The organism is Legionella maceachernii, assembly GCF_900167045.1.
Lineage (GTDB): Bacteria > Pseudomonadota > Gammaproteobacteria > Legionellales > Legionellaceae > Tatlockia > Tatlockia maceachernii.
In genome coordinates this window covers 226,214-240,920 of record NZ_FUXJ01000005.1, presented here as the reverse complement: position 1 = coordinate 240,920, position 14,707 = coordinate 226,214, and the positions used below count along the sequence as shown (strand labels likewise).

The following is a 14,707-nucleotide window of genomic DNA, read 5'->3' as shown; positions in this document are numbered from 1 at the left end:
GTAGTCCAATTAGGCTTTTTGGGGCTTAGAAACTCTATTTGAGTAGGATGATCGCCCTGACAAAGCCTCTGCTTTTATCATGACGACGCACCCGTTTCATTTTGAAAACTTGATTTGCATCAGTTCTTCCAAGCTGTCCATAGGGAAGAAGACACATCGCGGAAATTAATTATTTTAAAAATAAAACAAAATTATATCATGCCAACTGACTTAATTCCATACAAATAGTTTATTTAACGTCTACAATTAACAACAGGAAGCTTTTTGAAAAAGGATCCAACTGCAAATGAAACTTAGTATTCGCTTGTTCGTGTTGTTTTTTTGCTTTTTCCTAAATCTTTCTTCTTTGTATGCCAATATCCGAGTAGGCACGCTTCTTTTCTATCCACCCTTTGTCAGCTCGAGCGGTGATGGATTTAATATTGATTTCATGCAAACTATTTGTCGACGATTACAAGAAAAATGCGAGTTTATTCCCATGGATTCTAATCGATTATTCCTGGCATTGGATAAAAAGCAAATTGATATTGCCATAGGAGTCATTTCAATTTCCCAAAATAGTTCATCCAAGTATATCTTTAGCCTGCCTTACCTCGTGAGCAAAGGACAATTCTTAATTTCAAATAATGGCAGTATACAGACAATCCAAGATTTAAACGGAAAAAGCGTCGGTGTGATTAGAGGAGAACAAGACAGTGCCGATGAGTTTTATCGCTTTTTAATCACTAATTTTAATGGATTATTTGAAGTTAAACAGTTTGATGACATAGAAGATTTGATTACTGCTTTAAACCAGGGCGATATTGCAGCCGCTTATATCCATAAATCAGCAGCCATTTATTGGCAACGTAATAGTAACGGACAGCTAATTACTTTAGGACCCGCCAATGTCTTAAGCGAAGGCTTAACGATTATCGCTTTACCTGAAAATACCCTTTTAATTCAACGCATCAATCAGAAAATACAAGAAATGGAGAAAGACTCCACCTTCTTAAATTTATACAAAACCTATTTCGGCCTATTATGATTGCTCTTGTGATAAAGCTCAGTAATTCTCTACTTGCATGTTGAGGCTTTCAATTAGAAACGGCGGATCTTCATCAGGTTTTGCATTAATAACCAAAACAGAAAACCGAATGTTTGCTCGTAATTCCGGGATATTAAAAATTTGGTCAACTCTCCAACTTTGGAAACCCGCTAGCTGACCGGAAGCGACTATTACTGGATTAGTCAACGGTCTTGGATGCAAGGTAAGCTGTTGTGAACGAATCAAATCGAGTTTTTCATGAAAAAAATTAACCATCTGGTCCCAGGCTGCCGAATAGTATTTTTTCTGTATAGCTTCATTATCAGCAGGCTTATCATTATAGCTGGCTGATAATGTTTCCATTAGCGTTTGCTGTGCCCAACTGAGCACATCCCTGTCAGTATAGTCATAAGCAAGTGAAGAAATTACAAGGGATATTGCGCAAGCAAATCGAATATAATGCATTGTTTTCATAGCTGATTCCTAAATAGGCTCCATCCATAATAGGAAATACATAACTACAGTCTAGAATAAGAATTGCTATTCAGGTAGTTACTGGGGTTTTGTTTTTTGCTTTCTCAACAATTTCAGGCACATCAAGACGTGTATAACCTGCTTCAATTTTAAGCTCGCAAGGTAATGGGCTGGGATGCAAATGAATAAAATATTCATCGGTAGTCTCTATAGCCATCAGGTCATCGATGGGAAGATTGTCATCACAATGAGGTTCGTTTAAAGATAGGCCAAGGTCTTGCTTTGCCCTGATAAGCGCTGCCGTTTTGGTGGGTTCGACATAAAATTTAATTTCATGTAATTCACCGAAGTAACCGGGCTTGTAACCACCAAAATTCACAAAGAAGAGTTTTTTATGATTAATTGAAGCATCCGGTTTATGCTGGCTAACAATGATTTCGTGGCCATCGATGTATTTTAATTCAATCACTGCATCAATGTGCAGTCGTTTGGGAACACCAAACCATTTTTTCACAAGTTTAGGATAAGTCTCCTCCAAAGAATGTCCTACCACAAAAACCACATCGTGCAGCTCGGTATTGCACCCTTCTGCACGCCCACCCAGTAAAACTGCAAAAAGTTTCAACATATTAATTTCCCAATTTATTGAGTTTGCCTGCTCATTCGTCCTAAACGGTTGATAACTAATTTTACACTTTCCCCTTTACTGTCTTGCAGAGTAAAATGACCGCTACTGGCTAAACGATTTATGTCGGAGGCAAACAATAAATAATTTTTAGAATAAAAACCCTTCCAACTCACCCTAATGCCCTTTTTCAACCAATTCCATTGGTGAATCATTGTATCTCGTTCAGTATAATGATGATTCTTATTATCCACAAACAGTATCATTCCTTCCGACCAGTCCACTGAATTGGGCAGAGGCGTGAGAATAAGAGGCAAATGATGCAAAAGCGCTTTATTTCTCGTGTATCGAATAGCAGTACTTATTTCATGTTCAAGTACTTGTAATTGATTTTTCTCATTATTTGAAAAGCCTAATGGCAAACAAAAAGTAAATACAATACTCATGATCATTAAAGTGGTGAGTAACTCAACAAGAGTGAGGCCACTGTTCCTAACCATGTTCTACCATTAACAATTTTTTTACGGTGGTCAAATCATCATAAGCTTTCTTTTTATCAATTGGGTTACGCAATAAGTAAGCAGGATGGTAACTTACCATAAAAGGAATATCGTTATATCGATGAATTGTCTTACGAAGTTTATTTAATGGAAGTTGCTTCTTTAGCAGAAACTGACCCGCGAAACGCCCTAACGCCAAGATTAAATCAGGCGCAATGAAATCGATTTGTTGAGCCAAGTAGGGACTGCATTGCTCAATTTCCTCTAACGCAGGATCACGATTATTTGGCGGTCTACATTTCAACACATTAGCGATATAAACATCCGATTCACTCATGCCTATACTTTGTAACATCTGATTTAATAAACCACCCGCTTTACCGACAAAGGGCAAACCTTGTTGATCCTCATAAAACCCTGGTGCTTCACCAATAATCATCAGTTTCGCCTTTGGATTACCTCGAGAAAAAACAGTTTGCGTGCGCGTCTTATACAAAGGACAACGGTTACAAACAGCCACTTCTTGGGCGAGTGTTGCAAGATGATTTTCAGAGGAGTGTTTCGTTTGACGCCTCAGCCAACGCTCTATTCCCATAGTTTGTAGGTAATACTGAGTCAAATCCTCTGACAGGGTGGGTTGGCATTGTTGATCATTCCTTTTCATTATTTTGTCCACTGATGAATTAGTGCAAACTTAACAGCAAATCTTGTACAACTTTTTCAGGTTCTGGAGCTGCTGTGATAGAGCGCCCAACCACTAAAAAATCACTGCCTAGCTGTAGGGCTTGCAGAGGGGTCATCACACGGTTTTGATCATCCAGTTTATCCCCCGAAAATCGAATACCAGGTGTGACCGTAAGAAAAGTTTGATCACACAATTTTTTAATCATAGGTACCTCATGCGCAGAACATACTACCCCATCAAGCTCTGCATCATGAGCCAATTTTGCTAGTCGATTCACTTGCTCTTCTACAGAAAAAGGTAATCCGATTGCCGGTAGATCATCCATCCCTAAACTGGTTAAAACAGTTACAGCGATTAGTAATGGTCGATTACTCCCATACGATTCGAGTGCCTTTTTTGCTGCTTGCATCATTTTTAAACCGCCTGAGGCGTGAACATTAATCATCCAAACATCTAAATCAGCGCACGCCTTACAGGCCTGAGCTACCGTATTGGGAATATCATGAAACTTTAAATCAAGAAAAACCTTAAATCCCTTCTTGATTAAATTGCGCACAAAATTGGCACCGAACAAAGTAAACATTTCGCTACCGACTTTGAGTGCGCATTGGTCAGGATTTAATTTTTCAACTAAAGCAAGCGCTTGATTTTGATGATCAAAATCAAGCGCAACAATAAGCTTTAAGCTCACCTAAGCCCCCACTAACTCGTCAGAAAGTGATTTTTGCACGGCATTAGCAATCGCTTGTTGATCTTCCAAGGTCAAATATGGATGCATTGGTAAACTCACTACGTGCTTGCTTGCTTTTTCTGCACAAGGAAAGTCCCCGAGTTGGTAACCAATGTACTTGAGCGCCTGTTGTTGATGCATCGCGACAGGATAATGAGTCGCAGTGGGAATACCTAACGCCTGCATGTTCTTTTGAAAATGTTCACGATTGGGTACTTCAATGGTGTACTGCGCGTAGGCACTGACATTACCTGGCATAATTGTTGGGGTTTTTACAAGAGGAGAAAGGAGCTCCTCATAGCGCTGCGCGACCCGTTGGCGCATGATCATTTCATCAGGAAACAATTTTAGCTTCTCAAGTAAAATAGCCGCTTGAATCGTATCCATACGGCCATTAATTCCTATACGGCTATGACAATAGCGTGTATTTTGTCCGTGGTTACGAATTTCAAACAATTTTTCAGCCAAAACATCATCATCAGTGAAACAAGCGCCAGAATCCCCGTACCCGCCTAAAGGTTTAGAAGGGAAAAAACTAGTACAACCTATTGTGGACAAAGCTCCTGAATACCCTCCGTGGTAAGTGGCTCCAAAACTTTGAGCTGCATCTTCAATAACCGGCAGCCCATATTTTTTGGCAATTTGATTAATGGACTTCATGTCTGCACATTGCCCATAAAGACTAACAGGCATGATCGCCTTTGTTCTAGGAGATATTGCCGCTTCAATTTTTGTTGCATCGATATTATACGTTACAGGATCAATGTCGACAAAAACAGGCTTAGCCTGGCACAGCGCAATCACTTCAGCTGAAGCAAAAAAACTAAAAGGACTTGTGATAACTTCATCGCCTGGTTGAATATCCAGCGCTAACAGAGCCATTAGCAACGCGTCAGTTCCACTTGAATTAGCGATAACATGCTTTACACCCAAGAACTCAGCCAATTGGCGCTCAAGTTTACTTATTTCAGGCCCCATTATGTATTGACCATGATCCAATACGGTTTGGATGCTGCGTAAAATATCATTTTCAATTAATTTATATTGTTTTTTAAGATCAATAAATTGCATAATTTTCTCAATATTACGAATAAAGGCTTAGCCATAGTAAATAGCCACCCTAGGAAACCTAGTCCCCCTGCCATTAAGTTAAACAATAAAAGTAGGTTGAGCTAAAGGCGCAACCTACTTTTAATCCCATACATTGCTCAACTTAATACCAGTAATCTAGTCCCCTTCCAATCCATGAACGGGCTTCATTCTACCCCACTGTTTACAACTTGGGCAATGCCAATGCAAATGTTTACCCCCAAAACCACAATGTCCACAGCGATAGATGGGTTTATTATCCAAGAACTTGCTAGTGATGTCATACAACATTTGCAATTTTTCTTTCACTTTGCCGTGAGCGGTTTCAAGATGCCAAAAAATTAAACGATTTAAACCTCTGATTGAGGGATGGGTACTCAATTTTTCAGACACGAAATCAATGGCAATATCCATGTTTTTTTCGCGTCGTAAAAACTCAGCAATCACGAAAATGGTTGATGCCCTGGGATGCTCAGTTAAAGTTTGTTGCAAATATTCCACACACTCATCCATTGCATCGAGCTGGCGATAACAGTGCACTAAAGGCTCTATAATTTCACTAAGAAATTCAGGGTCTTGCTGAGGAACTCGTTTTAATGAGCGAATAGCTTGTTTATATCGCTCATGTTGAATGTCCAATGTTGCTTGCATAAGGCTAGCACGGACTGACATTTTATCAATTTGCAGTGCTTGTTTAGTCGCATGCTGTGCTTTATCGATTGCATTATTTTTTAAAGCATGGCTGGCAATTTCGCAGTAGTAATGGGCCGCTTGCGTATGCATACTTTGTCCTGCTGATAACTCTAGTTTTTTCAACACATCCAATGCTTTTTCCCAGGCCTTTTCTTGTTGATAAATCGCAAGCAAACCTTGTAGGCTGCAGATTTCGCGGCTTCCTCCAAGTTCAACCACTTCTAAAAAGATACGCTCTGCTCGATCAAATACCCCCGCACTCATGTAATCTTGCCCCAACGCCATTAAGGCTTCTTTTCGTTCACCTAAACTTAATTGGGGTCTTGCGATCAAATTTTGATGAACTCTTATTGCACGATCCACTTCGCCGCGACGACGAAATAATGAGCCAAGTGCGAGATGAGTCTCAACCGTATCGCTGTCAACTTCTAACAACTTTATAAATACGTCGACTGCCTTATCAGGTTGCTCATTGAGAAGATAATTTAGGCCAACGACATATTCACGAGATAAACGATTGTCAAACTTTTTCTGTTTATCTGAGTAGTTACGGCTAGCTACCCACCAACCAGACCAGGCGGCAGCAGGTAACAGTAATGGCCATAAATCAATCATTAAAGCTCTCCAATCTTTAATATTCCTGCGATTCTTCGGGATTAAAAAATAAGTTGGGCTAAGGCCCAATCTACTTTTTATGCCTTGTAGAATTTGCTCCCATCGATCCACAGATAATAAATTTTCAATCCTTATAGGTCAATTCTGTTAATGTTGATTTTTTAAGGGTATTGATCTCAGGTTTTTAATTTCTTTTTCAGTCATTCTCAACTGATTTCTGATTTTTAAATAATCTACCTTGAGCCGCCAGTAGCGATACAGGAAAAATAAAAAACCTAAAAGAAGCCCGACACCAAGCATGATGGTCATTAGCACAGAAACAGGCATGCTAACAGTCTTAAAATAAAAATTAACTTGCACCGAAGAAGCATTCAAGGCAGCAAAGCTTACACCCAGTACGATTAGTATTAAATAAATTAACATCATAAATAGGCGCATTATTCACCTCACAAAAAGTAAGTACCACCTACGGGTGTCTCTGCAGAAAAGTCAAATTTGAATGGAGATTGGTTGGGTCAAATAGGGCTTTTCAGTGAACGTGGTGGAATAGTTACCAAAAAAAAAGCGTAGTTTCCTACGCTTTCATTTTGGCTAAAGTGGTTATTCACCCTCTTTACTTGCCATTTTTTCTTTTAACAAATCACCCAAGGTTGTGGAAGCCACTTCCCCACTTCGTGAGTATTTTTTAATCGCCTCAGCCTGATCTTGAGCATCTTTCGCTTTAATGGAAAGTGATATTGTGCGATTTTTCTTATCAACATTGACAATTTTCGCTTCCACTTCATCACCTTCCTTAAAGAGAGTTGATGCGTCATCAACACGCTCTTCAGAAAGCTCAGCCGCGCGGATTGTACCAGTAACCTCAGCAGCCAGTTCAACAGTAACTGTTTTAGCATCCACTGCAGTCACTTTACCTTTCACTACAGAACCTTTTGCATGTTCTTCTACATAGCTTGTAAATGCATCCCCTTCAAGTTGCTTCAAGCCTAAAGAAATGCGTTCACGCTCTGGATCAATGGCGAGAATAACCGCTTCCAATTCTTGGCCTTTCTTAAACTGCTTAACTGCTTCTTCACCAGGAACATTCCAGGAGATGTCAGACAAGTGAACCAAACCGTCGATGTCACCATCTAGACCAATGAAAATTCCGAAATCAGTGATAGAACGAATTTTGCCGCGAACTTTTTGGCCTTTATTGTGAGACTGGGCAAATTGATGCCAAGGATTGCCCACGCATTGTTTCATACCAAGAGAGATACGGCGACGTTCTTCATCGATTTCAAGAACCATCACGTCTACCACATCACCCATGGATACTACCTTGCTTGGATGTACGTTTTTGTTGGTCCAATCCATTTCAGACATGTGAACCAATCCTTCTACACCTTCCTCAATTTCAACAAAGCAACCATAATCAGTAATATTGGTGACTTTACCTTGAAGTTTTTTGCCGACTGGGTAACGCTCGACTAAATCCACCCACGGGTCATTACCGAGTTGTTTCATACCTAATGAAACACGATTGCGTTCGCTATCAAAGCTTAATACTTTCACTTTTACATCTTGACCAACTGTTAATACTTCACTTGGGTGTTTAACACGTTTCCAAGAAATATCAGTGATATGGAGCAGCCCGTCTATACCGCCTAAATCAATGAATGCACCGTAGTCAGTAAGGTTTTTAACAATCCCGTGAAGTACTTGTCCATCATGTAGGGATTCAAGTAAAGCTTGTCGATCAGCACTACTTTCTTCTTCAACTACTGCACGTCGTGAAACAACAATGTTGTTTCGCTTCAAATCCATTTTAATGACTTTAAATTCAAGCTCTTTACCTTCTAGGTAAGAGGGATCACGTACTGGTCTGACGTCTACTAAAGAACCAGGTAAGAAGGCGCGTATAGAGCCAATTTCAACAGTGAAGCCGCCTTTGACTTTACCGGAAATCAAACCTGTGACTGTATCGTTATTCTCATGGCACTTAGATAATTTACGCCATGCTTCCTGACGCTTGGCTTTTTCTCTGGACAGCAATGTTTCACCATAACCGTCTTCTACTGAGTCGAGAGCAACCTCAACCATGTCACCCACATGGACTTCTAATTCGCCGTTTTTGTCCTGAAACTCTTCAACAGCGACGATGCCTTCAGACTTTAAGCCTGCATTTAAGGTAACATAATCTTCATCTATCCCGATTACTTTTGCGGTAATAATTGCACCAGGATAGAACTGTGCGCCAGCGATACTTTGCTCAAATAATTCTTTGAAACTTTCAGACATTTTAATAAACTCTTTAGTAAAATTATGGAAAAACAAGATCCAACTTATTTTTCCCCCCAATAAGCCCTACCTTAATCCGGTAAAGCAGTTAAAAGATTGTTGATCAGTTTTACTATAGCAAATAGCTTCACGCACTAGCTGCTTTGAGATACCGTTTAAAACAGTATCTTCAGCATTAATGCTATGAAGCTTGTTTTAGCGAATTGATTACCAATCCTTATTAACTACGAAACAAGTGTTCATCCACTAATTTTAATACATAATCGAACACCTGTACAACAGTTAATCCAGTTGTGTCAATCAGAACCGCATCCTCTGCAGGTTTTAATGGCGCATGTAGCCGTTTAGTGTCTCTTGCGTCACGTTTAGCCAGTTCATCAACAACTTCGGCGAGGCTAACATCAATTCCTTTTTCTTTCAACTGAAAATATCGACGGGATGCTCTTTCTTCCGGTGTAGCATATAAATAAACCTTAATAAGTGCCTCAGGAAAAACCACTGTGCCCATATCTCGACCATCCGTTACTAATCCAGGCGGTTTTGCAAAAGCGCGCTGACGTGTAAGTAGAGCCTCTCTTATTTCAGGAACAACTGCAATTTTGGATGCGTCTTGACCACATTGCTCTGTTCTCAACTCATCAAAAACATCTTTACCATCCAAAATAACTTGATTTTTATGATGCGGATTGGTATCAAAACGTAAATTTAGGCCATGAGCGAGCTCCACCATAGCCGGAATATTGTTAAAATCGATTTCTTTAACCCTTGCCGCAAACGCAAGAACACGGTACAAACTGCCACTATCTAGCACATGCCAGTCTAAATGATTAGCAAGCATATGACAGATTGTTCCTTTTCCAGTTCCGCTAGGACCATCAATTGTAATTACTGGCGCACTTCTATCAGACTTCATCGTGTATTTCCTTTATCGCCAATTTGATCGTATTGGCTGTATCGACAAATGTTGGAAATGAGGTTGCGACATTCACACAATCTTTGATGGTGACAGGACCTTTAGCCACTGCGCCTGCGATAGCGAAAGCCATAGCAATACGGTGATCGTGATAACTGTTTACTTCGCCACCTTGTAATTTTCCACCATTAATATATAAACCGTCTTCAAAGGCTTGAGACTCAATCCCTAATTGTTGTAAGCCTTCCACCATTGCCCCAATACGATCACTTTCCTTGCAGCGTAACTCTCTCGCACCGTGTAAAAGTGTCTGCCCTTTGGCACAAGCCGCCGCAATGAAAATAACTGGAAACTCATCTATCGCCAAAGGAACAAGTGCAGTTGGAATGTCAATACCTTCAAGCGATGCGGATTTAACAACAAGATCAGCAACCAATTCTTCTCCGCAAAGGCGTTTGTTATTAAGGCTAATGTTTGCTCCCATACGGGTTAAAATTTGAATGATGCCGGTTCGCGTGGGATTAATACCCACATTTCGAATCAAAAGCTCCGAGCCTGGTATAAGCGTCGCAGCCACAATAAAAAAAGCGGCAGATGAAAGATCCCCCGGGACAGTGATATCGGTACTCAGACATTCACTTTCGGAATTAATTATAATCGCGTCTTCTGATTTTTGAATGGGATAGGAAAACGTCGTTAACATTCTTTCAGTATGATCACGAGTAAGACCAGGCTCTATTACTCTCGTTTCGCCCTGAGCGTACATGCCCGCAAGTAATAAACAAGATTTGACTTGTGCGCTTGCTTCTGGCATTTCATAAGTAATACCGTGCAAAACGTGCCCCCCTCGAATATGCAGAGGTGGACGCCCTTCGGTGGTGGTGATTTCAGCACCCATTTGCATTAAAGGACGACTAACTCGCTCCATTGGACGTTTCTGCAAACTTTCATCCCCATTTAATTCACTGTCAAAGGGTTGAGCTGCAAGCAGTCCCGCAAGTAGGCGCATACTAGTACCTGAATTACCGCAATCGATGACGCCTTTCGGTTTTTTTAAACCATATTTACCCACACCATGGATGACAACTCGCTGATTGGTAGGTCCTTCAATTTTTACCCCCATGCCTTGAAAAGCGCGCAGCGTTGCGAGGCAATCTTCACCCTCTAAAAAGCCATTGACGGTGGTTGTGCCCTTAGCAATTGCAGCAAAAATAATCGATCGATGTGATATCGATTTATCTCCAGGTACCGAAATTTCTCCTCGAATGCCTTTGACAGGACTGCTTACAAAATCGAGCATTATTCATATTCCTTAGCAAAATCATCCATGTATTCGATTAGGCAATCAACACCCTCCATAGGCATTGAATTGTACATACTTGCTCTTAAGCCTCCCACCGCACGATGTCCTTTTAAAGCCAATAAACCACGCGTTTTAGCACCATCAAGGAATGCCTGTTCTAACTTTGGATTATTGAGTGCAAAGCAGACATTAACCAGGGAGCGTGCTTCTTTGGCTACCTTGCAACTATAAAAAGGAGATGCTTCAATATATCCATAGAGTTTTGCCGCTTTTTGACAATTGATTTTATAAAGCGCATTCACCCCTCCCTGTTTTTTAATCCATTGAAACATTTTATGAGCTAAATAACAGCTGAAAGTGGGAGGTGTTGCGTAAGTTGATTTTGTGGCGCTATAGGTCCGGTAGTCAAACATGGTTGGAATAGGCGCATTTTTGATTGTATTTAGAAAATCATCACTCACAATAACAAGAGTTAACCCCGCAATAGCGATGTTTTTTTGTGCTCCTGCAAAAATTAAACTGTAATCTTCGATATTGATAGGCTCACTTAACAAAGAAGACGTCATGTCTGAAATAAGCGGCACGCCGTTTATTTTGGGCGTTTCTGGAAATCGTACCCCATTGACTGTTTCATTTGAGGTGAAATACAAATACCGTATATTGTCTCGAAGCTGCCACTCTTTTACAGCAGGAATCGCTGTGAATCCACTTGCTTCACCCGTTGCCACACAATAAGCTTCCTTTAATCGACAAGCTTCTTGATAAGCCATTTGAGACCAAAGCCCAGTAATTAGATACCCAGCAAATTCACCTGAAGCTAGAAAATTCGATGGGATCATACCAAACTGTGTACGCGCCGCCCCACTTAAAAAAAGCACGTGATAACTTTGAGGTACCTTTAATAGCGCTCTCAATTCATTTTCAGTCTGCTCCATCAAGGCAGTAAACTCAGGCGTTCGATGGCCAATTTCCATCACTGACATGCCAAGACCACGCCAATCCAACAGCTCCTCTTGTACGTCTTTTAAAATTGACTCAGGCAACATAGCAGGGCCTGCGCCAAAATTATAACTTCTACTCATCGTTATCTTCTTCTATCTCATCATCGTTTTCGTCGTGAGAGTCACTGATTTCTTCTATGCGTTGCATACCAACAACGTACTCACCCTGAGTGACATTAATGAGACGAACACCTTGGGTATTACGACCAATAATGGATATTTCATCGACTTTAAAGCGGACTAAAGTTCCCCTGTCGGTAATAAGCATGGCTTCATCATTGTCGTCTACTTGGAGTGCACGAACCACTTTTCCATTACGCTCATTGACTTGAATAGAAATAACCCCTTGGCCACCGCGTCCTGATACCCGGTATTCTTCAATATCAGTACGTTTACCATAACCATTTTCGGTTGCAGTCAAAATAGCGCCCTCTGATTTAGCAACTACAAGAGAAATCACTGATTGCCCATCACTCAAGCGAATACCACGCACCCCTCTTGCTGTTCTTCCCATGGGGCGTACAAGACTTTCACTGAAACGAATGACTTTACCTGCATCAGTGAAAAGCATAATATCTTTTGAGCCATCCGTAATGTCTACGCCAACCAAACGATCATCTTCATTGAGATCAACGGCAATGATTCCACTAGAGCGCGGACGACTAAATGCTTCAAGCGGCACTTTTTTCACTGTACCATGTTTTGTAGCCATAAAGACAAAATAACCCTCTTGATATTCTCGAACAGGTAACATTGCATTGATAGCTTCATTTTCAGCAAGTGGAAGAATATTCACGATCGGTTTGCCTCGGGAAATTCGACTTGCTAAAGGAAGTTGATACGCTTTGAGCCAATATAACTTGCCAAAATTGGAGAAACACAGCAACGTGTCATGCGTATTAGCAATAATTAATCGTTCAACAAAATCCTCGTCTTTGACATTAGTAGCCGATTTACCCTTCCCACCACGGCGCTGAGCTTGATAAGAAGACAGGGGTTGATATTTTACGTAACCTTGATGCGATAAGGTAACTACAACATCTTCCTCGGTAATTAAATCTTCAATGGTTAAATCTTCTTGTGAAGCACTTATCTCCGTGCGGCGTGCATCACCAAATTGCGCTCTGACTTCAAGTAATTCATCTCGAATGACCTGCATCAATCGTTCGGGTGAAGCGAGAATATCAAGCAACTCTTTAATCACGCCCAACAATTCTTCGAATTCCGAAATGATTTTATCCTGCTCCAGAGCGGTTAAGCGATGGAGTCTCAACTCAAGAATCGCTTGTGCCTGCTCAGGTGATAGCCGGTACCCTGCTTCGGTTAATCCGTATTCACTGGATAAATCATCTGGGCGACAAGCATTGCTTCCTGCATTCTTCAGCATGTTTTTGACTAAACCAGGCTGCCATAAACGCGCTAAGAGGGCTTCTTTAGCCTCTTGTGGAGTAGGCGATTTTTTAATGAGATCGATCATCTCATCAATATTCGCTAGCGCAACACCAAGACCTTCTAACAAGTGAGCACGATTACGGGCTTTCTTTAACTCGTAAATAGTACGTCGAGTGACTACTTCACGTCGGTGCTTAATAAAATAGTCAAGCACCTCTTTCAAATTAAGCGTGCGTGGTTGACCATCTACTAGAGCGACCATATTGATGCCAAATACATTTTGCATCTGGGTATGAGTATAGAGATTATTGAGGATAACCTCGGCGACTTCACCTCGCTTAAGCTCGATGACAACTCTCATTCCTTGCTTATCTGACTCGTCCCGTAATCCAGAAATGCCTTCTATGCGTTTTTCGCGCACAAGATCAGCTATTTTTTCAACAAGGCGCGCTTTATTCACTTGGTAAGGGAGTTCCGTAATAATAATGGCTTGGCGTCCTGAGTGGCTATCTGTTTCAATTTCAGTTCTAGCACGAACTAAAATACGACCTCGCCCAGTACGATAAGCCTGCACAATTCCCGCTTTTCCGTTAATAATTGCCGCGGTTGGAAAATCAGGCCCTGGAATATAAGCCATTAACTCATCCACTGACAAATCAGGATTAGCGACTAAAGCAATACATGCATCAATCACTTCTGTCATATTATGCGGCGGGATATTCGTTGCCATTCCTACGGCAATACCTGAAGAACCATTAACTAACAAATTGGGAATACGGGAAGGTAATACAACTGGAGCAAATTCAGTCTCATCATAGTTAGGGCTAAAATCAACCGTTTCTTTATCTAAATCCGCAAGTAAAGCGTGTGCCACCTTGGACATTCTGATTTCGGTATACCGCATGGCTGCAGCGAGGTCGCCATCCACAGAACCAAAGTTACCCTGCCCATCCACCAGCATATAACGCATTGAAAAAGGCTGAGCCATCCGTACGATGGTGTCGTACACAGCGGTATCACCGTGTGGATGATATTTACCAATCACATCCCCCACCACACGGGCCGATTTTTTATAAGGTTTATTCCAATCATTACCCAATTCACTCATCGCAAAAAGGACGCGTCGATGCACCGGCTTTAAACCGTCCCGCACATCAGGTAATGCCCGGCCAACAATAACGCTCATCGCGTAATCTAAATAAGATTGTTTTAGTTCGTCTTCAATATTGACGGGTATGACTTCTTTGGCTAAATAAACCATAGTTAGGAGGGATCCTCATGCAATGTTTATAATTAAAATTAATCTTAAATTATACCACAATGGGGCTTTTAATAGAATCACGTTGATAGCCTCAGTATAGCTAATTTGTAAGTTCGACC

At 41.0% G+C, this 14,707-nt stretch carries 14 protein-coding genes; 1 reads left to right on the top strand and 13 read right to left on the bottom strand.

The genetic code is table 11. The features are described 5' to 3' along the window. The first annotated feature begins 286 nt into the window (after positions 1-286). Complete coding sequence (locus B5D33_RS05595; RefSeq protein ID WP_058451311.1) at positions 287-1,027, top strand: transporter substrate-binding domain-containing protein; 741 nt, start codon at positions 287-289, stop codon at positions 1,025-1,027. 18 nt (positions 1,028-1,045) lie between these two features. On the opposite strand, the gene B5D33_RS05590 is transcribed toward B5D33_RS05595, so the two are convergent. The 13 genes from B5D33_RS05590 to gyrA all read right to left on the bottom strand — a co-directional run bounded on the left by B5D33_RS05590 (position 1,046) and on the right by gyrA (position 14,588). Further along, entirely contained in the window at positions 1,046-1,501 is a 456-nt protein-coding gene (locus B5D33_RS05590) for a hypothetical protein (protein WP_058451312.1), read from the bottom strand. Between the two features lie 70 nt (positions 1,502-1,571). Further along, positions 1,572-2,129, bottom strand: a complete 558-nt coding sequence (locus B5D33_RS05585; RefSeq protein WP_058451313.1) for a DUF1543 domain-containing protein — start codon at positions 2,127-2,129, stop codon at positions 1,572-1,574. Between the two features lie 14 nt (positions 2,130-2,143). Further along, positions 2,144-2,626 (bottom strand): GspH/FimT family protein, encoded by a 483-nt coding sequence (locus B5D33_RS05580; protein ID WP_058451314.1) that lies wholly within the window; start codon positions 2,624-2,626, stop codon positions 2,144-2,146. Continuing rightward, complete coding sequence (locus B5D33_RS05575; RefSeq protein ID WP_058451337.1) at positions 2,619-3,257, bottom strand: uracil-DNA glycosylase; 639 nt, start codon at positions 3,255-3,257, stop codon at positions 2,619-2,621. Before B5D33_RS05575 ends, B5D33_RS05580 begins: the two co-directional genes overlap by 8 nt. 52 nt (positions 3,258-3,309) lie before the next feature. Continuing rightward, the gene (pyrF, locus tag B5D33_RS05570; RefSeq protein WP_058451315.1) at positions 3,310-4,002 is read right to left on the bottom strand and encodes an orotidine-5'-phosphate decarboxylase; all 693 of its coding nucleotides are present in this window, start codon (positions 4,000-4,002) and stop codon (positions 3,310-3,312) included. Beyond that, the gene (locus B5D33_RS05565) at positions 4,003-5,112 is read right to left on the bottom strand and encodes a DegT/DnrJ/EryC1/StrS family aminotransferase (RefSeq protein ID WP_058451316.1); all 1,110 of its coding nucleotides are present in this window, start codon (positions 5,110-5,112) and stop codon (positions 4,003-4,005) included. A 156-nt stretch (positions 5,113-5,268) separates the two neighbouring features. Beyond that, positions 5,269-6,438, bottom strand: a complete 1,170-nt coding sequence (lapB, locus tag B5D33_RS05560; RefSeq protein ID WP_058451338.1) for a lipopolysaccharide assembly protein LapB — start codon at positions 6,436-6,438, stop codon at positions 5,269-5,271. Between the two features lie 147 nt (positions 6,439-6,585). Further along, positions 6,586-6,864 carry a lipopolysaccharide assembly protein LapA domain-containing protein gene (locus tag B5D33_RS05555; RefSeq protein ID WP_234802466.1) on the bottom strand — a complete coding sequence of 93 codons (279 nt, stop codon included), beginning with the start codon at positions 6,862-6,864 and terminating at the stop codon, positions 6,586-6,588. Between the two features lie 174 nt (positions 6,865-7,038). Further along, positions 7,039-8,718 (bottom strand): 30S ribosomal protein S1, encoded by a 1,680-nt coding sequence (gene rpsA, locus B5D33_RS05550; RefSeq protein ID WP_058451318.1) that lies wholly within the window; start codon positions 8,716-8,718, stop codon positions 7,039-7,041. 220 nt (positions 8,719-8,938) lie between these two features. Beyond that, positions 8,939-9,631 (bottom strand): (d)CMP kinase, encoded by a 693-nt coding sequence (gene cmk / locus B5D33_RS05545; protein ID WP_058451319.1) that lies wholly within the window; start codon positions 9,629-9,631, stop codon positions 8,939-8,941. Continuing rightward, complete coding sequence (gene aroA / locus B5D33_RS05540) at positions 9,621-10,931, bottom strand: 3-phosphoshikimate 1-carboxyvinyltransferase (RefSeq protein ID WP_058451320.1); 1,311 nt, start codon at positions 10,929-10,931, stop codon at positions 9,621-9,623. Before aroA ends, cmk begins: the two co-directional genes overlap by 11 nt. Continuing rightward, positions 10,931-12,016 (bottom strand): 3-phosphoserine/phosphohydroxythreonine transaminase, encoded by a 1,086-nt coding sequence (serC, locus tag B5D33_RS05535; protein WP_058451321.1) that lies wholly within the window; start codon positions 12,014-12,016, stop codon positions 10,931-10,933. Before serC ends, aroA begins: the two co-directional genes overlap by 1 nt. Beyond that, complete coding sequence (gene gyrA / locus B5D33_RS05530; RefSeq protein WP_058451322.1) at positions 12,009-14,588, bottom strand: DNA gyrase subunit A; 2,580 nt, start codon at positions 14,586-14,588, stop codon at positions 12,009-12,011. The genes serC and gyrA overlap by 8 nt, the downstream gene beginning before the upstream one ends. Between the last annotated feature and the right edge of the window lie 119 nt (positions 14,589-14,707).

Coding starts and splice junctions, on each gene's coding strand:
- B5D33_RS05595 (WP_058451311.1), top strand. CDS start 287: ATGAAACTTAGTATTCGCTTGTTCGTGTTGTTTTTTTGCTTTTTCCTA.
- B5D33_RS05590 (WP_058451312.1), bottom strand. CDS start 1,501: ATGAAAACAATGCATTATATTCGATTTGCTTGCGCAATATCCCTTGTA.
- B5D33_RS05585 (WP_058451313.1), bottom strand. CDS start 2,129: ATGTTGAAACTTTTTGCAGTTTTACTGGGTGGGCGTGCAGAAGGGTGC.
- B5D33_RS05580 (WP_058451314.1), bottom strand. CDS start 2,626: ATGGTTAGGAACAGTGGCCTCACTCTTGTTGAGTTACTCACCACTTTA.
- B5D33_RS05565 (WP_058451316.1), bottom strand. CDS start 5,112: ATGCAATTTATTGATCTTAAAAAACAATATAAATTAATTGAAAATGAT.
- lapB (WP_058451338.1), bottom strand. CDS start 6,438: ATGATTGATTTATGGCCATTACTGTTACCTGCTGCCGCCTGGTCTGGT.
- B5D33_RS05555 (WP_234802466.1), bottom strand. CDS start 6,864: ATGATGTTAATTTATTTAATACTAATCGTACTGGGTGTAAGCTTTGCT.
- rpsA (WP_058451318.1), bottom strand. CDS start 8,718: ATGTCTGAAAGTTTCAAAGAATTATTTGAGCAAAGTATCGCTGGCGCA.
- cmk (WP_058451319.1), bottom strand. CDS start 9,631: ATGAAGTCTGATAGAAGTGCGCCAGTAATTACAATTGATGGTCCTAGC.
- aroA (WP_058451320.1), bottom strand. CDS start 10,931: ATGCTCGATTTTGTAAGCAGTCCTGTCAAAGGCATTCGAGGAGAAATT.
- serC (WP_058451321.1), bottom strand. CDS start 12,016: ATGAGTAGAAGTTATAATTTTGGCGCAGGCCCTGCTATGTTGCCTGAG.
- gyrA (WP_058451322.1), bottom strand. CDS start 14,588: ATGGTTTATTTAGCCAAAGAAGTCATACCCGTCAATATTGAAGACGAA.